This is a genomic window from Nocardia fodinahabitans, assembly GCF_052983615.1.
Window position 1 is genome coordinate 6130788 of sequence record NZ_JBRJJC010000001.1, and the last position, 19888, is coordinate 6150675.

At 69.5% G+C, this 19888-nt stretch carries 23 protein-coding genes and 1 pseudogene; 16 read left to right on the plus strand and 8 right to left on the minus strand.

Features of this window, described 5'->3' with window-relative positions:
* Positions 1 to 45: 45 nt before the first annotated feature.
* On the minus strand, positions 46 to 951 hold the full coding sequence (locus tag NV348_RS28820; RefSeq protein ID WP_447149661.1) for a dihydrodipicolinate synthase family protein: 906 nt from the start codon (positions 949 to 951) through the stop codon (positions 46 to 48).
* Between the two features lie 75 nt (positions 952 to 1026).
* On the minus strand, positions 1027 to 1809 hold the full coding sequence (locus NV348_RS28825; protein ID WP_447149662.1) for an aldolase: 783 nt from the start codon (positions 1807 to 1809) through the stop codon (positions 1027 to 1029).
* Between the two features lie 183 nt (positions 1810 to 1992).
* On the opposite strand from NV348_RS28825, the gene polA reads away from it, so the two are divergent.
* From polA to NV348_RS28850, 5 genes are all read left to right on the plus strand, one after another.
* Positions 1993 to 4725, plus strand: coding sequence for a DNA polymerase I (gene polA, locus NV348_RS28830; protein WP_447149663.1), 2733 nt, complete (start codon positions 1993 to 1995; stop codon positions 4723 to 4725).
* A 77-nt stretch (positions 4726 to 4802) separates the two neighbouring features.
* Positions 4803 to 5210 (plus strand): GNAT family N-acetyltransferase, encoded by a 408-nt coding sequence (locus NV348_RS28835; RefSeq protein ID WP_447149664.1) that lies wholly within the window; start codon positions 4803 to 4805, stop codon positions 5208 to 5210.
* 5 nt (positions 5211 to 5215) lie between these two features.
* Positions 5216 to 5644, plus strand: a complete 429-nt coding sequence (locus tag NV348_RS28840; RefSeq protein ID WP_447149665.1) for an SRPBCC domain-containing protein — start codon at positions 5216 to 5218, stop codon at positions 5642 to 5644.
* Between the two features lie 60 nt (positions 5645 to 5704).
* On the plus strand, positions 5705 to 6487 hold the full coding sequence (locus NV348_RS28845; protein ID WP_447149666.1) for an acyl-[acyl-carrier-protein] thioesterase: 783 nt from the start codon (positions 5705 to 5707) through the stop codon (positions 6485 to 6487).
* Between the two features lie 451 nt (positions 6488 to 6938).
* The gene (locus NV348_RS28850) at positions 6939 to 7361 is read left to right on the plus strand and encodes a 2-isopropylmalate synthase (protein ID WP_447149667.1); all 423 of its coding nucleotides are present in this window, start codon (positions 6939 to 6941) and stop codon (positions 7359 to 7361) included.
* 66 nt (positions 7362 to 7427) lie between these two features.
* On the opposite strand, the gene trxA is transcribed toward NV348_RS28850, so the two are convergent.
* The gene (trxA, locus tag NV348_RS28855) at positions 7428 to 7799 is read right to left on the minus strand and encodes a thioredoxin (protein ID WP_218716661.1); all 372 of its coding nucleotides are present in this window, start codon (positions 7797 to 7799) and stop codon (positions 7428 to 7430) included.
* A gap of 49 nt (positions 7800 to 7848) precedes the next feature.
* On the minus strand, positions 7849 to 8349 hold the full coding sequence (locus NV348_RS28860) for a 2'-5' RNA ligase family protein (RefSeq protein WP_447149668.1): 501 nt from the start codon (positions 8347 to 8349) through the stop codon (positions 7849 to 7851).
* Between the two features lie 84 nt (positions 8350 to 8433).
* On the opposite strand from NV348_RS28860, the gene NV348_RS28865 reads away from it, so the two are divergent.
* The 4 genes from NV348_RS28865 (at position 8434) to NV348_RS28880 (ending at position 12264) form a co-directional block, all read left to right on the plus strand.
* Positions 8434 to 9513: an isocitrate/isopropylmalate dehydrogenase family protein gene (locus tag NV348_RS28865; RefSeq protein WP_447149669.1), complete on the plus strand. Its 1080-nt coding sequence runs from the start codon at positions 8434 to 8436 to the stop codon at positions 9511 to 9513.
* 126 nt (positions 9514 to 9639) lie between these two features.
* On the plus strand, positions 9640 to 10545 hold the full coding sequence (locus NV348_RS28870) for an ABC transporter substrate-binding protein (protein WP_447149670.1): 906 nt from the start codon (positions 9640 to 9642) through the stop codon (positions 10543 to 10545).
* A 1-nt stretch (position 10546) separates the two neighbouring features.
* Positions 10547 to 11485, plus strand: coding sequence for an amino acid ABC transporter permease (locus NV348_RS28875; protein WP_447149671.1), 939 nt, complete (start codon positions 10547 to 10549; stop codon positions 11483 to 11485).
* Positions 11486 to 11511: 26 nt separating this feature from the next.
* Complete coding sequence (locus NV348_RS28880) at positions 11512 to 12264, plus strand: amino acid ABC transporter ATP-binding protein (protein WP_447151170.1); 753 nt, start codon at positions 11512 to 11514, stop codon at positions 12262 to 12264.
* Between the two features lie 120 nt (positions 12265 to 12384).
* Here the strand turns inward: NV348_RS28880 and NV348_RS28885 are convergent, their stop codons facing one another.
* Positions 12385 to 13032: a MerR family transcriptional regulator gene (locus tag NV348_RS28885; RefSeq protein WP_447149672.1), complete on the minus strand. Its 648-nt coding sequence runs from the start codon at positions 13030 to 13032 to the stop codon at positions 12385 to 12387.
* Positions 13033 to 13136: 104 nt separating this feature from the next.
* On the opposite strand from NV348_RS28885, the gene NV348_RS28890 reads away from it, so the two are divergent.
* Both NV348_RS28890 and NV348_RS28895 read left to right on the plus strand, forming a co-directional pair.
* On the plus strand, positions 13137 to 14084 hold the full coding sequence (locus NV348_RS28890; RefSeq protein WP_447149673.1) for a hypothetical protein: 948 nt from the start codon (positions 13137 to 13139) through the stop codon (positions 14082 to 14084).
* Complete coding sequence (locus NV348_RS28895) at positions 14081 to 14542, plus strand: ABA4-like family protein (RefSeq protein WP_447149674.1); 462 nt, start codon at positions 14081 to 14083, stop codon at positions 14540 to 14542. Before NV348_RS28890 ends, NV348_RS28895 begins: the two co-directional genes overlap by 4 nt.
* A 41-nt stretch (positions 14543 to 14583) precedes the next feature.
* Here the strand turns inward: NV348_RS28895 and NV348_RS28900 are convergent, their stop codons facing one another.
* The gene (locus NV348_RS28900; protein WP_447149675.1) at positions 14584 to 14763 is read right to left on the minus strand and encodes a hypothetical protein; all 180 of its coding nucleotides are present in this window, start codon (positions 14761 to 14763) and stop codon (positions 14584 to 14586) included.
* A gap of 9 nt (positions 14764 to 14772) precedes the next feature.
* On the opposite strand from NV348_RS28900, the gene NV348_RS28905 reads away from it, so the two are divergent.
* Positions 14773 to 14898 carry a hypothetical protein gene (locus NV348_RS28905; protein WP_447149676.1) on the plus strand — a complete coding sequence of 42 codons (126 nt, stop codon included), beginning with the start codon at positions 14773 to 14775 and terminating at the stop codon, positions 14896 to 14898.
* A 97-nt stretch (positions 14899 to 14995) separates the two neighbouring features.
* Positions 14996 to 15079 (plus strand): annotated as a pseudogene (locus NV348_RS28910) (pentapeptide repeat-containing protein); the annotation flags it as partial.
* A 108-nt stretch (positions 15080 to 15187) separates the two neighbouring features.
* Here NV348_RS28910 and NV348_RS28915 read toward each other — a convergent pair.
* Positions 15188 to 16105, minus strand: coding sequence for a LysR family transcriptional regulator (locus NV348_RS28915; RefSeq protein WP_447149677.1), 918 nt, complete (start codon positions 16103 to 16105; stop codon positions 15188 to 15190).
* A 96-nt stretch (positions 16106 to 16201) separates the two neighbouring features.
* Between NV348_RS28915 and NV348_RS28920 the strand changes: the two genes are divergently transcribed.
* From NV348_RS28920 to NV348_RS28930, 3 genes are all read left to right on the plus strand, one after another.
* Entirely contained in the window at positions 16202 to 17554 is a 1353-nt protein-coding gene (locus NV348_RS28920; protein ID WP_447149678.1) for an FAD-binding oxidoreductase, read from the plus strand.
* 71 nt (positions 17555 to 17625) lie between these two features.
* Positions 17626 to 18513: an SPFH domain-containing protein gene (locus NV348_RS28925; protein ID WP_447149679.1), complete on the plus strand. Its 888-nt coding sequence runs from the start codon at positions 17626 to 17628 to the stop codon at positions 18511 to 18513.
* A 5-nt stretch (positions 18514 to 18518) separates the two neighbouring features.
* Positions 18519 to 18689, plus strand: coding sequence for a type II toxin-antitoxin system antitoxin (locus NV348_RS28930; protein ID WP_447149680.1), 171 nt, complete (start codon positions 18519 to 18521; stop codon positions 18687 to 18689).
* Between the two features lie 8 nt (positions 18690 to 18697).
* Here the strand turns inward: NV348_RS28930 and NV348_RS28935 are convergent, their stop codons facing one another.
* Positions 18698 to 19732 (minus strand): helix-turn-helix transcriptional regulator, encoded by a 1035-nt coding sequence (locus tag NV348_RS28935; RefSeq protein WP_447149681.1) that lies wholly within the window; start codon positions 19730 to 19732, stop codon positions 18698 to 18700.
* Positions 19733 to 19888 lie beyond the last annotated feature (156 nt).

Here is a 19888-nt window from a genome sequence, read left to right on the forward strand (position 1 = left end):
ATAGGACACCGAGGTGCCCCGCGTCGGCAGGGGGCCCGGCGTGCTTCAGGCGGGCTGTCCGGTCGGCAGGAGCGCGAGGTCGGTGAGGATCGCGCGCAGGCGTTCGCGGTCGGCGGCCGTGAGCGGCAGCAGGGGCGGGCGCGGGCTGCCGACGGCCCGTCCGAGCAGTTCGAGCCCCGCCTTCACGGTGGTCGGCAGCCCGCCGGCGACGAGGAACCGCAACAGTGGCTCGATCGTCGCGTAGGTGGCACTCGCCGTGTCCAGGTCGCCGGTCCGGACAGCGGCGAACAACGCGGTACACGCGTGCGGGACCAAGGCGGGGGCCGCCGTGCACCAGCCCGACGCTCCGTGGACGAGCGCGTCGAGGACCAGCGGATTGCTGCCGTTGTAGAACGGCAGTTCGCCGCCGCTGAGCTCTGTGATCGCGCGCATCCGCGTGATGTCGCCGGTCGATTCCTTGACCATCGTGAGGTTGTCGATGGTCTCGAACATCGAGACCAGCAGTTCCGGGGGCATATCGATGCCCGCGGTGGCCGGGTTGTTGTAGGCCATGATCGGCAGGCCGATCGCGTCGGCGATCGCGCGGTAGTGCCGAATCAATTCCCGCTCGGTGAGTTTCCAGTACGACACCGGCAGGACCATGACCGCCGCCGCCCCGGCCGCTTCGGCCTTGCGCGCCCGCCGGATGGCGCCCGCCGTGGTCAGATCGGACGCGCCGACCACCACGGGAACCCGCCCGCCGACGGCGTCGACGGTGGTATCGACGACCGCGTCGAATTCGGCCTCGGTGAGGTAGGCCGCCTCACCGGTACTGCCGAGCGGTGCGATGGCGTGCGCGCCGGTGGTGACGAGGTCGTCGACGAGCGCGCTGAGCGAGCCGATGTCGACGGTGCCGGTGTCGGCGTCGAACGGGGTGACGGGATAGGCGAGTATGCCTTCGATCTCGGGCATAGGGGTCTCCTGGTTGCAAGGGTGATCGGCACGCGATTGCGGCCGTAGGCGATACCGGACTCGGTCGCGGAGGGATCAGTCCAGCGCGTCGGGATGGCGAACCAGCGCGCGCCGGGCGTAGTAGGCGAAATTGGCCTGGCTGCGCCGCGGCTTCAAGGTCCAGTCGTGTGCTTCGCGGGCAAGGCGTTCGGGCAGTTCGGCGATCGTTCCCGCGGCCATCGCGGCCAGTTGCAGCGCTGCGCCGCGCTCGATGAGCACGGCCAGCGAGCAGGCTTCCTCGATGCTGGCACCGGCGACGACATGACCGTGGTGGGCGAGCAGTACTGCCTTCTTGTCGCCCAGCGCGGCGGTGATGATCTCGCCTTCCTCGTTGCCGACGGGGACGCCCGGCCAGTCCGCGAGGAAGGCGCAGTCGTCGTAGAGCGGGGCGATGTCCATCTGGGACACCGCCAACGGGACCTCCAGCATCGACAGCGCCGCGACGTGGAAGGGGTGGGTGTGCACGATGCACTGCACATCCGGGCGAGCGCGGTAGATCCAGCTGTGGAATCGGTTGGCGGGATTGGCCATTCCGTCGCCTTCGAGCACGGTCAGGTCCTCGTCGACCACCAGCAGGTTGCCCGCGGTGACTTCGTCGAAACCCAGGCCGAGGCGCTGGGTGTAGAACGTGCCCGGCTGTTCGGCTCTTGCGGTGATCTGCCCGGCCAGACCCGAATCGTGGCCGCGGTCGAAAAGTGCACGGCAGGTCAGGGCCAGTTTTTCGCGAGAGGTCCAACCCGAGTCGGCGAAGTGCGTCCCCATGTCCTCCTGTGCGCGTCGCATCAGCGTCGCCTTCGAATCGGTAAGCGTGGTAGCCATGAAACCCTCCTTCGCATCGGAAACGATAGCCAACTGTAGGACACAAGGTGTCCTTTATGTAACTGTAGGTCATGGATGTCGTCTGTGAGGGTGCAGGGGTCAGGCGTTCGCCACGGCTCCGCGTGGGGGAGTCCGGCGCGGCGGGATTCGGGGGTGTCGGTGGTGGTCCCTACACTCATCCGGGTGAGTTCACCGACGACTGCGCAGGCATCGACAACGACCACCGACTCGGGCGGTGAGCGGCCGACGCTGCTGCTCCTGGACGGGCACTCGCTGGCCTACCGCGCGTTCTTCGCGCTACCGGCGGAGAACTTCAAGACCGTCACCGGGCAGACCACCAACGCGGTGTACGGCTTCACCTCGATGCTGATCAATCTGCTGCGCGACGAGAAGCCCAGCCATGTGGCCGCGGCATTCGACGTGTCCCGCAAGACCTTCCGCACCGAGGCGTACCCGGAATACAAGGCCAACCGCAGCGCGACGCCCGACGAGTTCCGCGGTCAGGTCGAACTCACCAAGGACGTGCTGGGCGCGCTGGGCATCCCGGTGATGGCGATCGACGGCTACGAGGCCGACGACGTGATCGCCACGTTGACCACCCAGGCCGTCGCCCAGGGATATCGGGTCTTCATCGTCACCGGTGACCGCGACGCGATCCAGCTGGTCAACGACGACGTCACCGTGCTCTACCCACGCAAGGGCGTCTCCGACCTCACCCGCTTCACCCCGGCCGAGGTGGAGACCAAATACGGCCTCACCCCGGCCCAGTATCCCGACTACGCGGCGCTGCGCGGCGACCCGAGCGACAATCTGCCCGGCATCCCCGGCGTCGGCGAGAAGACCGCGGCGAAGTGGATTCGCGAATACGGCGACCTGGCCACCCTGGTGGACAAGGTCGACCAGGTGAAAGGCAAGGTCGGCGACTCGCTGCGCGCCAACCTGTCCAGCGTGGTGCTCAACCGCCAGCTCACCGAGATGGTGCGCGAGGTGCCGCTGCCCTACACCCCGGATCAGCTGGCCCAGGCGCCGTGGGACCGGGAGAAGATCCATCAGCTCTTCGACGACCTGGAATTCCGGGTGCTGCGCGACCGCCTGTTCGAGACCCTCGGCTCCGCCGAGCCGGAGGCCGAATCGGGCTTCGAGATCAGCGGCGCCGCCCTCGAACAGGGCGCGGTCGCCGACTGGCTGGCAGAGCACGCGAAAGCCGGTGTCCGCCACGGTCTCTCGATCGTCGGCACGGGCACTCCGGTACACGGCGACGCCCGCGCGCTGGCCATCGCCGCCGCCGACGGTGAGGGCGGCTACATCGACCTCACCGCGCTGAGTACCGAGGACGAGGCCGCGCTGGGCGCCTGGCTGGCCGACCCGGCCGTGCCCAAGGCGCTGCACGAGGCCAAGGCCGCCGAGCACGCGCTGCGCGGTCGCGGCCTCACCCTGGCCGGTCTCACCAGCGACACCGCCCTGGCCGCCTACCTGGTCCGGCCCGGGCAGCGCAGCTTCAACCTCGACGATCTGTCGCTGCGCTACCTCAAGCGCGAACTGCGCGCCGAGACCGGCGACTCGGGTCAGCTCTCGCTGCTCGACGACGAGGACACCGTCGCCGCCGACATCGCGCGCGAGGAGATGCTGCGCGCCCGCGCGGTCGCCGACCTCGCCGAGGCGCTCGACCAGGAACTGGCCCAGATCGAGTCGACCGCGCTGCTCGAGGAGATGGAACTGCCACTGCTCGGCGTGCTCGGCACGCTCGAGGAGGCGGGCATCGCCGTCGACGTGGACCAGCTCGAATCGCTGCAGCGGCAGTTCGCCGACCGGGTCACCGAGGCGGCCAACTCCGCCTACGAGGTGATCGGCAAGCAGATCAACCTCGGCTCGCCCAAACAGCTGCAGGTGGTGCTGTTCGACGAGCTCGACATGCCCAAGACCAAGCGCACCAAGACCGGCTACACCACCGACGCCGACGCGCTGGAGTCGCTGTTCGAGAAGACCGGCCACGCCTTCCTCGAGCACCTGCTCGCGCACCGCGACGCGACCAGGCTCAAGGTCACCGTGGACGGCCTGCTCAAGTCGGTGGCCGACGACGGCCGGGTGCACACCACCTTCAACCAGACCATCGCCGCCACCGGCAGGCTCTCCTCGACCGAGCCGAACCTGCAGAACATCCCGATCCGCACCGACACCGGCCGCCAGATCCGCGACACCTTCGTCGTCGGTCCCGGCTACGCCGAGCTGATGACGGCCGACTACAGCCAGATCGAGATGCGGATCATGGCGCACCTGTCCGGTGACGAGGGCCTGATCGAGGCGTTCAACTCCGGCGAGGACCTGCACACCTTCGTCGCGTCGAAGGCCTTCGACATCCCGCTGTCGGAGGTGAACCCGGAGATGCGCCGCCGGATCAAGGCGATGTCCTACGGTCTGGCGTACGGCCTGAGCTCCTACGGCCTCTCGGCCCAGCTGAAGATCAGCACCGCCGAGGCCAAGGAACAGATGGACGTCTACTTCGACCGCTTCGGCGGCATCCGCGACTACCTGTCCGAGGTCGTCGACGAGGCCCGCAAGGTCGGCTACACCCAGACCCTCTTCGGCCGCCGCCGCTACCTGCCCGATCTGGATTCCAGCAACCGCCAGCGCCGCGAGGCCGCCGAGCGGATGGCGCTCAACGCGCCGATCCAGGGCACCGCGGCCGACATCATCAAGGTCGCGATGATCAACGTGCAGACCGCGATTCGCGAGGCGGGCCTGCGCTCGCGGATGCTGCTGCAGATCCACGACGAACTCGTCTTCGAGGTCGCCGACGGTGAACGCGAGGCGCTGGAAGCCCTTGCCAGGGAACAGATGTCGTCCGCCATCGAACTCTCGGTGCCGCTGACCGTCTCGGTCGGCACCGGCCGGAGCTGGGATTCGGCGGCACACTGAGTTCGGCCACCCCGCGTGGCGGCACCGTGCGAAACAACGGTGGCGCCCCGCGGCGCCCCGGTCGGCAGAATGGTCGGATGCTGATTCGACCAGGGGGAGTCGCCGACGCGACGGCCGTCGCCGCCTTGCATGCCGCCAGCTGGCGGGTCGCTTACGCCGGGATCCCGCCCGCGGAGTATCTGGCGGGGCCGATGACGGCCGACCTGGCCGCTCGGTGGCGTTCGATCCTGGTCGACCCGCTGACGCCGGGGTTCCTGGTGGCCGAGGACGAAGGCGAGCTCCTGGGATTCGTCTACCTGCGGCCGATGCCGGACGGGCGGGTGCTCCTGGACAACCTGCACGCCCGGCCGGGGCGGCTCGGCCGGGGGATCGGTACCGGACTGACCGAGGCCGGCCTGGCCTGGTCGGCGAAACAGGTGGCGTCTTCGTCCAAGACTTCGGGGCCGCGCGGTCGTAGCGTGGTGAGTGTCGACCGAAGGAGTTGAGTGCCATGACCGGATTCGTGGCTACCGCCGATACCGAGATCGCCGCCTCGCCGGAGCGGGTCTGGGCCGTGCTGACCGATCCGGCGCAGATCCGGCGGTTCATGTTCGGTGCCGAGGTGTCGACCGACTGGTCGCCGGGCAGCCCGATCACCTGGACCGGCGAATACGAGGGCACCGCGTACGAGGACAAAGGCGAGATCCTGGCCGTAGAGCCCGGCCGGCTGCTGAAACTCACCCACTACAGCCCGCTCGGCGACGTGCCCGATCGCCCCGAGAACTATCACACGCTCACCTACGAGCTGTCCGGCAGCGCGACGGGCACCCACCTGTCGCTGAGCCAGGACAACATCGCGAGCCCGGTCGAGGCCGAGCACTCCCGCGCGATGTGGACCAGCCACGTCGACGGAATCAAGCAGGCCGCCGAGGGCCGCTAGTCCCGGCCCGGCCGGAGATGCGTCGTCGTATCGCCCGCCGGGTGTGGCAGCATCGGCGGTATGTCCGCCGACGTCATCGCGACCCCGCTCCCCGCCTGCCCCGACATCACCCGCGCCTTCGCGGCGTCGTGGCCGGTGCGCCTCGGCGACACCGACGGGCAGGACCGGTTGCGCCTGGACGCGGTGGCCCGGTATCTGCAGGACATCGGGTTCGACCACCTGGATGCGGTCGAGGACGGCGACACCCATCAGGCGTGGATCGTGCGGCGCACCGTGATCGATGTCTACGAGCCGATCGAGTTCGGGGACCGGGTGCAGCTGCGCCGGTGGGCCGACGCACTGTCGAATCGCTGGTGCGACATGCGGATTCAGCTGAAGGGCGAACGCGGCGGGCACATCGAGGCCGCGGCCTTCCTGATCCACATCGACCCGGTGGCCGGTCGGCCCGCCCGGATGAGCGACGCGTTCATGGCGCCGATGCTGGCCAGCACCACCGAGCACCGGCTGCGCTGGCGGGCGGCGCTGAGCGAACTCGACGATCCGGACGTCGAGGCGGTGCCGTTCCCGCTGCGGGTGACCGACGTGGACCGGCTGGGCCATGTCAACAACGCCGTCTACTGGGAGGCCGTGGAGGAGGCGCTCGCCGCGCATCCCGGCCGGCACGAACTGCCGTACCGCGCGATCGTCGAACACGTCGGCCCGGTGATGACGGGGGACAAGGTCGTGCTGCGCACGAGCGCGCGTCCCGGCGGACTGCGCCTGCAGGTCGACGTCGATGGTTCGGCCCGGGCGCTCGCCGCGGTCGAGCGGCTGGCCGAGGACCGGAAACCGCTGGGGGACTAGCAGATCCGGCTCACTTGTCGCGAGCGACGAGGGTGGCCGACCCGCTGCTGAGGTCCACCTGATCCCGCGGCGGCGCCCCGTCCGAGGGCGTCTCCCGGCACCCATGCGACCACGGTACCCGGCGTCTTACGCGTACGCGCTGAGCTGCGGTGATGGTACTCACGGGTAGACACGTCGGGGCAGTAAGTAAGTTGCGGTTTCGCGACGATCGCCCTATCCTCGATCCCGTGCCGAATCCCGCCGACCGCTTCGCCGCGCTGCTAGTCGCTGACCGCGACCGCGCGGTCGCTGCTGCGCAGACCGCGCAGGCAGCCACACGGCAGATTCTTCTCGTAGTAACCCGCCGTAGCGGGGTCTGATTCGGACCGGCCCCCTCGCTGCGGGCTGATTTTCATTGTTCTGCTGGTCCCACCTGCCAACGAAGACCATCTTCGGGAAGACCTCACCTGCAATGACACTGCTGACACTGGACCGTGCCCTGTTCGACGCCGCCCCCAAGGGGCTGCGCGCCGAGACCATCGACCTGACTCCCGCCGAGTTCCTCGACCGGTACACCCGGATCGAGGGGCCGATCACCCTCGGCGAATTCACCTGTTCCGGAACGGATTTCACCGCCACCCTGGAATTCGCCGACCATCTGCGCACCGTCATCGCGGCCGGTAGCCCGGTCGCCGCCATGACGTCGGCGCTCTACGACGAGGGCTACCCCCTCGAGATCCTGCAGTTCCACCAGCGCCGCACCGCCGAGGGTATCGCCACCTTCGTGCAGTGCGAGTTCAACGGCAGGCGCGGCTGGGCCGCGGCCATGTGCGCCGATGCCGCCGAGTCGAGTGTCCGCGCCATGATCGCGGGGCTCAACCTGCTCGCCGGCTGAGCCGAAAAGCACGTCAGGGTCCGTTCACCTCACCAGAGGTGAACGGACCCCGACGTTTCGTAACGCCTATTCGGCGGGAGTGGACTGCTCGGCGATCTGCTTGCGCACCTCGTCCATATCCAGGCCCTTCACCTGGGTCACCAGGTCCTCGAGCGCGGCGGGCGGCAGCGCGCCCGGCTGGGCGAACACGAGCACGCCCTCGCGGAAGGCCATGATGGTCGGGATGGACTGGATGTTCGCGGCGGCCGCGAGTCCCTGCTCGGCCTCGGTGTCGACCTTGCCGTACACCACATCGGTGTGCTTGTCGGAGGAGGCCTCGTAGGTGGGCGCGAAACTGCGGCACGGTCCGCACCAGGAAGCCCAGAAATCGACGAGGACCACGTCGTTTCCGGTGATTACTTCGTCGAAGTTCTGCTGGGTCAGCGTCTGGGTGGCCATGACGTCCCTTCCTTGTCGGTGTCCTCGGCTGTAACGCCGTGGCGTCCCTCTATCTTCCACCGACCACGATGTGCGCGAGCCGTGCCTCCCCATCCCAGCGGCGAATGCCCACCACAACGGTGGAAAAGTCGTGGTCGGTGGCGACCGCGCCGATCGCCTCGCCGAGCCGGTCCGGCGGCACCCGGCGGGCCAGCGTGACGTGCGGGGTCCAGGCGTTCGGCGCCATCGTCGCGGGGACGCCGGGACAGGGTGCCACCAGGTGGTGGACCCGGCGCTGCAGGGCGAGCAGGTCCTCGGTGACCACGACGGGCCGCACCAGGATCGGCCTGCGGGCCCCGAAGACCAGCAGTCCGCCCAGCCTGATCGGCAGCGGCCGGAACTCGATCCCGGCCAGCGCGCGGTCGATCCGGGGCCAGATCTCGCGCGCCACGGCGACCGTGACGTGCGGCCGATGGGCCGCGCCACGGGGGCTGCCGATGCCCGCCTCGGCCAGCACCGCCCACTGCCGCCGGATCTCGGCCTCGCCGTGTTCGTCCAGGAGCAACTCCACCGACTGCACCATGATCTGCAGAAACTAGTCGCTCCCGCGTGTCCCCGTGGCCGACTCGGTCCGGTCAGGCGCGAGGATGGACGGGTGAACGGTGCGAAGGCGAGCCTGCGACTCGGTGTGATCGACGGAGACGGAATCGGCCCCGAGGTGGTCGCCGCGACGCGGGCGGTCGTCGACGAGGCGATCGGCGCGGCCGGGCTCGGCCCGGTGGAGTGGGTGCCGCTGCTGATGGGCCACGACGCCATCGCGGCCTACGCCGACCCGCTGCCCGAGCAGACGCTGGTCGCGCTCGAGGACCTCGACGCGTGGATCCTCGGCCCGCACGACAACGCGTCCTATCCCACGGACATGCGGGTGGCGCCGGGCGGCACCATCCGCAAGCGGCTCGGTCTCTACGCCAACATCCGGCCCGCGGCCGCCTTCGCCGGGGTGCGGGCGGCCGCGCCCGACATCGACCTGGTGATCGTGCGCGAGAACAGCGAGGGCTTCTACGCCGACCGCAACATGTTCGCCGGATCGGGGGAGTTCCGCCCGACTCCCGATGTGGCGATGGCGGTCGCGGTGATCACCCGGCAGGCGTGCGAGCGGATCGCGCACCAGGCGCTGCGGCTGGCCCAGGGCAGGCGACGGCACGTCACGGTGGTGCACAAGGCGAACGTGCTGCCGATGACGACCGGGCTGTTCCGTGATGTCTGCTACGAGGTGGCCGCGCAGTACCCGGACGTGCGGGTCGACGACGAGCACGTCGACGCGATGGCCGCGCACCTGGTGCGCTCGCCCGGCGAGTACGACGTGATCGTCACCGAGAACCTCTTCGGTGACATCCTGTCCGATCTGGCGGGCGAGCTGGCCGGATCGCTCGGCATGGCCGCCTCGCTGAACTGCTCCGACACCAAGGCGATGGCCCAGGCCGTGCACGGCGCCGCACCCGGTCTGGCGGGCCGTAATCGCGCCAACCCGGCGGCGCTGCAACTGTCGGCGGCGATGTTGTTGCGGTGGTTGGCCGTTCGCGACGACGACAGCGCGCTGCACGACGCCGCGGAGCGGATCACCCGCGCCGTCGCGGCCACGCTGGCGGCCGGAATCGCGACCGCGGATCTGGGTGGGCTGGCTTCCACCAGCGAATTCACCGAGCAGGTCAGAGCGCGCGTGCACCGGAGGTGAAGGGACCCCTTTCACATTGGCTGATTAATCTTCGGTTACTGTCGCACCACGCTGTGTCCGGTTCGCATACATTGCCAAACAGGCGCTGACACGTGGCCGGCGTCGACGTGAAATGTGGAGGCTCCTTTGTCTGTTCGTATTGTTCTCGGCCGCAGCGCCGTGCGGCTGTTGTGCACCGCGGCCGCGGGTGCGCTGGTGTTGACCGGCTGCGCCAACAACACCGAGGGCGACACCGCCGAGGTGACCAAGGTGTCGGTGGAGAAGGTCGACGCGCTCGCCGCGGCCGTTCCCGACAAGGTGAAGCAGGCAGGCAAGGTGGTCGTCGGCGTCAACGTGCCGTACCAGCCGAACGAGTACAAGGACGCGAGCGGCAAGATCGTCGGCTTCGACGTCGACCTCCTCGACGCCGTCGCGACCACCCTCGGACTGAAGGTCGACTACGTCGAATCCTCGTTCGAGAAGATCATTCCCGCGATTCAGGCGGGTACCTACGACGTGGGTATGTCCTCGATCACCGATTCGCGCGAACGCGAACAGCAGGTCGATTTCACGACCTATTTCTCCGCGGGCATCCAGTGGGCCCAGCAAACCGGTAAAGCCGTCGATCCGAACAATGCGTGCGGCAAGAAAGTCGCCGTACAGTCCACTACGGTCGAGCACACCGACGAGATTCCCGCCAAGAGCGCCAAGTGCGTCGCCGAGGGCAAGCCGGCCATCGATATGAAGGCCTTCGACGAGCAGAGCGCCGCGACCAACGCGCTGGTGCTGGGCCAGGTCGACGCGATGTCGGCCGACTCCCCGGTGACCGCCTACGCGATCAAGCAGAGCGAGGGCAAGATCGAGGCCGCGGGCCCGCTGTTCGATTCCGCCCCCTACGGCTGGGCCGTGCAGAAGGGCTCGCCGCTGGCGGCGGCCCTGCAGAAGGCGCTGCAGCACCTGATCGACAACGGCAAGTACGGCGAGATCACCACGAACTGGGGTGTCCAGGACGGTCAGATCAAGACCTCGGTGATCAACGGCGCAGTGAGCTGACGTGACCGAGCACGACGACACGGTGGAGGTGCCCGGACCGGGCACCGAACCCGAACCGATCAAAGCGGTCCCGCTGCGCAGGCCGGGTCGCTGGATCGCGGCGGCAATCATCCTGATCCTGGTGGGATTGTTCGCCTACGGCGCGGCCACGAATCCCGCCTACCGGTGGGACACGTACGGCAAGTACCTGTTCGACAGCCGGATCACCGCCGGTGCGCTGGTGACCCTGGAACTCACCGTGCTCGCGATGGCGATCGCGGTGGGCCTGGGCACCGTGCTGGCGGTGATGCGGCTCTCGCCGAACCCGGTGTTGCGGACCACTGCGTGGGTGTATCTGTGGATCTTCCGCGGCACCCCGGTCTTCGTGCAGTTGGTGTTCTGGGGCCTGGTGCCCTCGCTCTACAAGCAGATCGACCTCGGCGTGCCGTTCGGTCCGCAGTTCTTCCACCTGGACGTGCAGCATCTGCAGGCGGCGTTCCTGTTCGCGGTGATCGGCCTGGGTCTCAACGAGGCCGCCTACATGGCCGAGATCGTGCGCGCGGGCATCAACTCCGTCGGTGAGGGCCAGCGCGAGGCCTCGGTGGCGCTGGGCATGTCGTGGACGCAGACGATGCGCCGCACGGTGCTGCCCCAGGCCATGCGGGTGATCATCCCGCCCACCGGCAACGAGCTGATCGGCATGCTCAAGACCACCTCGCTGGTCACGGCCATCCCGCTCAGTACCGACCTGTTCGGCCGGGCCCGTGACATCTACGGTGTCAACTTCCAGCCGATCCCGCTGCTGCTCGTCTGTGCCACCTGGTACCTGGCGATCACCAGCGTCCTGATGGTCGGGCAGTACTACTTGGAGCGCTACTACTCGCGCGGTGCCACCCGGCAGCTGACGGCCAAGCAGCTCGAGGAACTGGCCACGGCGCAGGCGGCGGTGAAGGCGAAATGAGCGAACCAGCAGTGACCACACCGCCGATGGTGCTCGCCGACCGGGTGTGTAAGAACTTCGGTGCGCTGAAGGTGCTCAAGGGCGTCTCGCTCGAAGTGCAGCGTGGCAAGGTGCTGACCCTGGTCGGGCCGTCGGGCTCGGGCAAGTCGACCTTCCTGCGCTGCATCAACCACCTCGAGCAGGTGAACGCGGGCCGGCTCTACGTCGACGGCGATCTCGTCGGCTACCGGGAGAAGAACGGCAAGCTCTACGAGATGCATCCGCGCGACGCCGCGGTTCAGCGTCGCGACATCGGCATGGTGTTCCAGCATTTCAACCTGTTCCCGCATCGCACCGTGCTGGAGAACGTGATCGAGGCGCCCACCCAGGTGCGCGGGATCCGCAAGGCCGACGCGATCGCGCGGGCCGAGGAACTGCTCGACCGGGTCGGCCTGGCCGCCAAGCGCAACGCCTATCCGGCGCAGCTCTCCGGCGGTCAGCAGCAGCGCGTCGCGATCGCGCGGGCGCTGGCGATGGATCCCAAGCTGATGCTGTTCGACGAGCCCACCTCGGCGCTGGACCCCGAGCTGGTCGGCGAGGTCCTCACCGTCATGCGTGAGCTCGCCGATTCGGGCATGACCATGCTGGTGGTGACCCACGAGATGGGCTTCGCCCGTGAGGTCGCCGACGAACTGGTGTTCATGGACGGCGGTGTGGTCGTCGAGTCGGGTCCGCCGCGGGAGTTGCTGGCGAACCCGCAGCACGAGCGCACCAAGGCGTTCCTGTCGCGCCTGCTCTGAGCTGTCCCGCCGCTCCGCGACTTCTGGCCGGTCTCAGGAGCGTGGAGGGGCGGGCGGCCGGTGGTCGGTGAGTCGGATGGGTCAGCCCGTTCCCGATGGGTTACCCCTGTCCATGCGCGATCAGTGGGGTTCGACGGGATTCACCGTCAGTCGTTCCAGTGACACCTGCGCTTGGGCGATGCGGCGGATGGCGGCCAGGGCGGTGTCGCCGAGCACGGTCAGCACCACCACCGCGTCGACGATGTCCTCGCGTCCGCCAGCCGCCACCGCGGTCGCCACATCGTTCTCCGCGATCACCCGGGCGCCGTCGAAATAGCTGCGCAGGGCGGTCTCGCCCCAGTCCGCGTAGCCGAGTTGGGCCAGGCGCACGAGGACCGAGGTGAGCGTGTCGATCGCCTCCGGGCTCGGTTTCATGTCCCAGCCGCGCCGCTCCATCTCCGCGCGCACGGTCGCGTAGGCGCGCTCCCACTCGGCCTCCGGGGCGGTGGGCGCGGGGGCGGACATGCTGCCCTGCACCACGCCGAGCAGGCTGAACAGCGGTAGATCGGGGGAGTCGACGGCGGCCAGCACGTCGCCCACCGTGGCGACCGGCAGTCCGCCGACCTCGATCAGCGCGCGCACCAGCCGCAGCCTGCGCAGGTGCTCCTCGCCGTAACTGGCCTGATTGGGGCTGGTGCGCTCGCCTGCGGGCAGCAGCCCTTCCCGCAGGTAGTACTTGATCGTCGCCACCGCGATGCCGCTGCGTTCGCTCAACTCCGAGATACGCACCGCTACCTCCGTTTTCGCTCGGCCCCCTTGCCGACTGCCCGGCGTGCGGATAGTCTAACTATCCATAACGGATAGTAGAACTATCTATCGCTGGGAGATTCGCCATGTCCGTCCAGACCGTCGACGCGCTGCCCCGCCGCCGCGCGCCACTGCACCGTCCGCTGCTGTATTTCGCCGTTGTCAACGTCGTGCTCGCCGTCGTCGCGGTGCTCGGCATGCTGGTCGACGACCGGGTGATCGCCGGTTCGGCCGCCTGGTTCAAACCGGCCAAGTTCGCCCTCTCGTTCGTGTTCTACTGCCTGGCGCTGGCCTGGCTGATCTCGTTGCGGCCCAAGACTTCCCGGCTCACTAGGGTGATGGCGACGGTGATCGTCGTCGCCGGCGCGGTCGAGCAGCTGGTCATCTTCGGGCAGGTCATCCGCGGCACCCGCAGCCACTACAACATGACGACCACCTTCGACGCGGTCCTGTGGATCACCATGGGCAGCACCATCATCGTGCTCTTCCTGGCCACCATGGTGGTCGCCGTGCGGCTCTCGCTGACCCGGATCGGCGACGCCGCGATCACCTGGTCGATCCGGCTCGGCTTGGCCATCACCCTGGTCGGCCTGGCGCTGGGCAATCTCATGCCGGGCCGCGAATCCGGCGTCGACGACATCGCCGGCGCGCACACCGTCGGAGCGCCCGACGGCACCCCCGGCATGCCGCTGACCGGCTGGAGCACCACCGACGGTGACCTGCGCATCCCGCACTTCTTCGGCATGCACGCCCTGCAGGCGGTGCCGCTGTTCGCCGCGCTGCTGGTGTGTCTCGCGCTCCGGATCCCGATGCTGCGGGTGCTGCGCGTGCGCGTCGGCCTGGTCGTCACCATGGCCGCGGGTTACGCCGCGGTGCTCGCGCTGGTCACCTGGCAGGCGCTGCGCGGCCAGCCGCTGATCCACCCCGACCAGACCACCCTGACCGCGGCGGCCGCGATCCTCACCGCCGTCGTCCTGGGCACCCTGTTCTCGATCGCGAGCGCGATCGGCACCCGAAAGGCGGTCACCGCATGAGCACCCTGTTCGACCTGTCCTTCTTCGTCACCGTCCCGTTCTGGGCGCTGATGATCCTGGCCCCCACCTGGCGCTGGACCCGCACGATCATCGGCTCGCCGTGGATCACGCTGGTGCCGCTGGTCGTCTGGGCGATCGTCGCGATCCCGGTCCTCGGTGCGATCTGGTCGCTGGTGACCTCCCCGTCGCTGGCCGCGATCACCGACGCCGCCGCCGACCCCGCCGTCCTCACGGCCCTGTGGGCCCAGATCATCGCCTGGGACCTGTTCCTCGGCCGCTGGATCTACCTCGACAGCCGCGAGCGCGCCATCTCCCCACTGCTGATGGGGCCGTTGCTGGTCGGCACCATCCTGCTGTCGCCGATCGTCTTCCCGATCTATCTGGTGCTGCGTGAAGTGGCCGGTCGCCGCTCGGCGCGTGAACCCGCTGCCCCGCAGGGTGATCCGATCGCGGCCTGAGCCGAACGGCCCGGACCGGTGGTCCGGGCCGATCCGCTTGGTCAGTTGTCGTCGAAATCGTTTCCGCGGGCGGTGCTTTCCCACTCCAGCAGCTCGGTGCGCACCGTGTCGAGGTGGCCGAGTGTGGCGTCGATCCGCGTCGTTGCCCAGCGGCAGCCGCAGCGGTGTCTTGTCCGCGGGCGGCGCCGCGCGGATGGCGGCGGGCGCCGCTCGTTGCCCACGACGGCGTCGTGACCAGGCCGGTGACCGGCGTCGACCCGTGCGAACCCGCCCTTGCCTGGCGTCGTGACGACACCCGCCCGCTCGTGCGCGGCTACGCCGAATCCTGCGCGCGGGCGACCGCCCATCGGCGCTGAGCGAGTTGGCGGTGGGTGAGTTGGCAGTGAGTGAGTTGCCGGTGAGCGAGTCGGCGGTGAGCGATTTGGCAGTTAGCGTGTCGGCGCTGAGCTCACCGGCGCTGAGCTCACCGGCGCTGAGCTCACCGGCGCTGAGCTCACCGGCGCTGAGCTCACCGGCGCTGAGCTCACCGGCGCTGAGCTCATTGGCGCCGAGTGTACCGGCGCCGAGTGCACCGGGCGGACCGCGTGGGGCGGACCGCGGCGGGCGTCGGCCGACGCGCACCTGCGTGACATCGCGCGTCGGTCGTTACCCGGGCGCGCGGCCCCCGAGGGCGATGCGCATCTGTCCGAGCAGCACTGTGGTCGCGGGGCTGCCGGGACGGTCGGTGCGCCAGGCCAGGGCCAGGCGGCCGTGGATGCGGGGCTCGACGATGGCCAAGGCGCGCACGCCGAAGGCCGTCGCCTCCTCGGGGGTGAGGGCGGGCACGACCGCCGTGCCGAGACCGCGCGCGGCCAGGCGCAGCAGCAGCGGGGGAGCGGCCGCCTCGAACGCGATCTGCGGCGTGAAACCGGCAGCGGCACAAGATCGTTCGAAGACGCCGCGCAGGCCGGTGCCGGTGGGCAGGCAGATGAGCCGGCGATCGGTCAGCGCGGCCAGGGTGATCGTGCCCGCCGACTCGGCCGGGTCGATCGGTGCGTCCAGCGCGACAGCGGCGACCAGTGGCGTCTCGAGGATCACGTCGAGACCGATGCCCGGACCCGGTGTGGCGCCGGTCAATCCGACGAGCGCGATATCCAGCTCGCCGCGCTCGAGAGCGGCCAGCATCCGCTCGGCGGTGTCCTCGGTCAGGCTGATCCCCACCCGCGGGTGATCGTCGTGGAAGTCGGCGAGCACCCCCGCGACATCGAACTCCTCGGTGGCCGCACCCGAGATCACCCCGAGCCGCACGTGCCCGCGGAGCAGCCCGGTGAATTCCTGCACGGTCTCGCCGATCCGGTCCGCCGCGGCCAGCGCGTCCCGCGCGTGCTCCAGCACCGCGGCCCCGATCTCGGTGGGCGTCACCGAGCGGGCGCCCCGGTCGAGCAGCGGCTGCCCCAGCTCGCGTTCCAGCTGCCTGATCTGCGCACTCAACCCCGGCTGCGTCAGATGCAACCGCTCGGCCGCACGTGTGAACCCACCCTCGTCCACGACGGTGACGAAGTACCGCAGCTGCCGCAGTTCCATGCCGAGGATTTTAGAGACTGAGCATAACTGATAGTTATCGAACCAAGAAGGACTATCTGTTGTACTTCTTCTTCGTGCGGCGGCACAGTCGAGGGCATGACCGAGAACGCAGCGCAGACTCTCGAATCCCTCCGTTTCACCGGCCCGGTGTTCACGCCGGACGACCCCGGCTACGCCGAGGAAGTGGCCGGGTTCCAGACCGCCTACGCCCATTGTCCCGCCCTGGTCGTCGGTGCCGTGCACGCCGAGGATGTCCGGTCCGCCGTGGAATACGCTGCCCGGCAGGGACTTCCGGTCGCTGTGCAGGCGACCGGGCACGGGCTCTCGGTGGCGGCCGACCGCGGCGTGCTGATCACGACCCGCCGGATGGACGCCATCACCGTCGACCCGGACACGCGCACCGCGCGCATCGGCGCCGGAGTGCGGGCGGGGGCGCTGGTCGAAGCGGCGGCCGTGCACGGGCTGGCGCCGCTCAACGGATCCTCACCGTCGGTGGGTGTCGTCGGGTATGTGCTCGGCGGCGGGCTCGGCTTGCTGGCACGCGAATTCGGTTATGCCGCAGATCATGTCCGCTCGATCGACCTGGTGACCGCCGACGGCCGGATGCGCACGCTCACCGCCGCCGACGAGCTGTTCGGCGCGGTGCTGGGCACCGGCGGCAACTTCGGTGTGGTCACCGCGCTGGAGCTCGAGCTGGTACCCGTCACCGAGGTGTACGGCGGCCAGCTGATCTTCGACACCCCGCTGGTCGACACGGCGCTCGAGACGTGGCGGCGGTGGACCGCCACCCTGCCCGACACGCTCACCTCGACGATCGCCGTGGTCACCTTCCCGGACATCCCACCCGTACCGGAACCGTTGCGCGGCAAGCATGTCGCCTCGATCCGGATCGCCTTCGACGGCCCCGCCTCGGACGGTGAGCGGCTCGTCGCCCCGCTGCGCGCGATCGGCGAACGGCTGCGCGACGATCTGCGCGTGCTGCCGTACACCGAGTCGCACACCATCCACAGCGACCCGGATTTCCCGCACGCCTACGCCGCCACCAACGCGCTGCTGTCCGAGCTGACCGGCACGGGGATCGCGGCACTGCGCGCGCTGACCGCGCCCGGCGGGCCGGTCGACGCTGTGGTCGACATCCGGCACCTGGGCGGGGCATTGCGTCACGGCAGCGCGTCGGTGGACCACCGCGATGCCGAGTTCATCGTGCGGGTGATCACCGGCGCGGCCGGCGACGCCGCACCGGCGGGCCTGGCCGCGGTCCGGGAAGCGTTGGCGCCCTGGACGATCGGGCACAGCCTGAACTTCCTCTACGGCGCGGGTGCCGCCGCGGGCGCGGCGCAGACCGAGGCGGGCTACGCGCCCGACACCTACGCCCGGCTGACCGCGGCGAAGGCGAACGTCGACCCGCACAACATGTTCCGCTTCAACCGCAACATCGTCCCCGCGTAGCCGGCCGCTCCTTGTCGATTCGTCCGATTTCTACTATCTTCGTGATATCACTCAGATATCGGGAGGATGTCATGGAGCTGCGGTCCGCATTCCGCGTCAACGGATTCGTCGTCTTGCTGGGATGGCTGGTGCTCACCCTGTTGTTCGGCGCCGCCGCCGTGGTCGCGTTCATCGCCGCCGCCCAGCACGACGGCGGGGCGCTCGCCTGGGCCGGCGCGGTCGCCGCCGCCGTGGTGGTGCTGGTCCTCGCGGTGCTCGCCACGGGGCTGATCATCGTCAACCCCAACGAGGCGAAGGTCGTCACCTTCTTCGGCCGTTACGTCGGCTCGGTGTCGGACCCCGGGTTCTTCTCGGTGCTGCCGCTCACCGACCGCAAGTCGATCTCGTTGCGAGTACGCAACTTCGAGACGCAGAAGCTGAAGGTCAACGACGCCGACGGCAATCCGGTCGAGATCGCGGCCGTCGTCGTCTACAAGGTGGTCGACAGCTTCAAGGCCGCCTTCGCGGTCGACGACTACGAGGAGTACGTCGAGACCCAGTCCGAGGCGGCGGTGCGGCACCTGGCCACCACCCACCCCTACGACGCGCACGACGACGCGCGCACCAGCCTGCGCGACGGCGCCGAGGTGGCCGAGGAGCTCACCGAGGAACTGCGCGCGCGCACCCTCACCGCCGGCATCGAGGTCATCGAAGCCAGGATCACCCACCTGGCCTACGCGCCCGAGATCGCCCAGGCCATGCTGGTCCGCCAGCAGGCCGCCCAGGTGGTCGCCGCGCGCACCCGGATCGTGGAAGGCGCGGTCGGCATGGTCGGATTGGCCCTGGACCGCCTCGCCGAAGCGGGCACCGTGGAACTCGACGAGGAACGCAAGGCCGCCATGGTCTCGAACCTGCTCGTCGTCCTCTGCGGCGACCGCGCCACCCAGCCGGTCGTGAACACCGGATCCCTCTACGCCTGACCGCGATGACGGTGCCGAAGAGGGAACCCAAGAAGGTCCTGCTGCGGCTCGACCCGGCCGTCCACGAGGCCATCGCCAAGTGGGCGGCCGACGACCTGCGCAGCGTCAACTCCCAGATCGAATACGCCCTCCGCCTGGCCCTCGACCACGCCGGGAGAAAACCCCGATCGAAGTAGCGGTCGCGTCAGGCGATGCCGAGGACCCGGGTGAGGAGGCGTTGACGGGTGCGGGTGGCGGATTTGGCGAGGATGGCTTTGACGTGGTCGTTGACCGTGTGTTCGGAGAGGGCCAGTTCGGCGGCCAGTTCGCGGGAGTCCAGGCCGGTGGCGAGGAGGGTGAGGACCTGGGATTCGCGGGCGGACAGGCCGTTGGCGCGGGCGAACAGGTCCAGGCGTTCGGTGGCGGTGCTGGGTTCCAGGGCGACGGCGATGTCGTGGTCGCCGATCCGGTCGGCCTTCACGGTGAGCCAGCGGTTGCCGCCCAGGTGGATGCGGGCGGACGCGGGTCCGACCGGGGTGCCCGCCTCGGCGGCGAGCAGGGCGGCGCCCACGTTGTAGACCGACGCGGGCACCGGCGGGAGCGGCTCGTCGGGCGGGAGCAGGCGGAGCAGGGTTTCGGCGGCCGCGGCGGTGTGGGAGCGCACGTGCAAGGTGTCGTCGAGCAGGACGACCGCGGGGCCCAGCGGCGGCAGTTGCACGTCGGATTCGACGAACCCGGCGCCGACCGTCGCGCGTAGTGCGGTCGAAATGGCGGGGGTCAGGGCCGTGAGCTCGGCGAGTTCGCTTCTGGTGAAAGGGGGTTCGTCGACCCGGAGCAGCTCGAGGAATCCCCAGCAGCCGTAGCGGTCGGCGAAGGCGACGGTGGCCGAATCGGTGACGCCGAGGCCGCGCTGGGCGGTGCGCCACAGCAGCGAGCGGTCCGGTTCACCGTCGGTGGCGTCGAGCAGGGAGTGGGCGCCGGTGCCGCGCACGGTGTCCCAGCGATTGAGCGGGGTGAGATAGCGGGCCCGGATCAGTTCCGGCAGGCGCGCCGGCTCGAGCCCGGGCACATCGGCCAGCGGCGCCGTCGCGACCGCGGTCACCGGGTCGGTGAGCGCGAAGACATGGCCGGTGAACGGCATCGACAGCCGAATCTCGGCCAACACGAGCTCACTCAGTCGTTCGGCGGAGTGATCGGCACGGCACAGCCGGCTCACCCGGTCGGCCAAGGCGCTCGGCACCGGCTCAGTCTACGGCGAAAACCCCAGCGTCAGGGATGTCCGCCGGGCATCGATTCCGCGCCGACCACGGGGTCCGCACCTACCGCGTGGGCCGCGTCGAGGGCGACCCCGGCCGCGTCCTCGTCGACCTCGACTTCGACGACCCACCACCGCCGA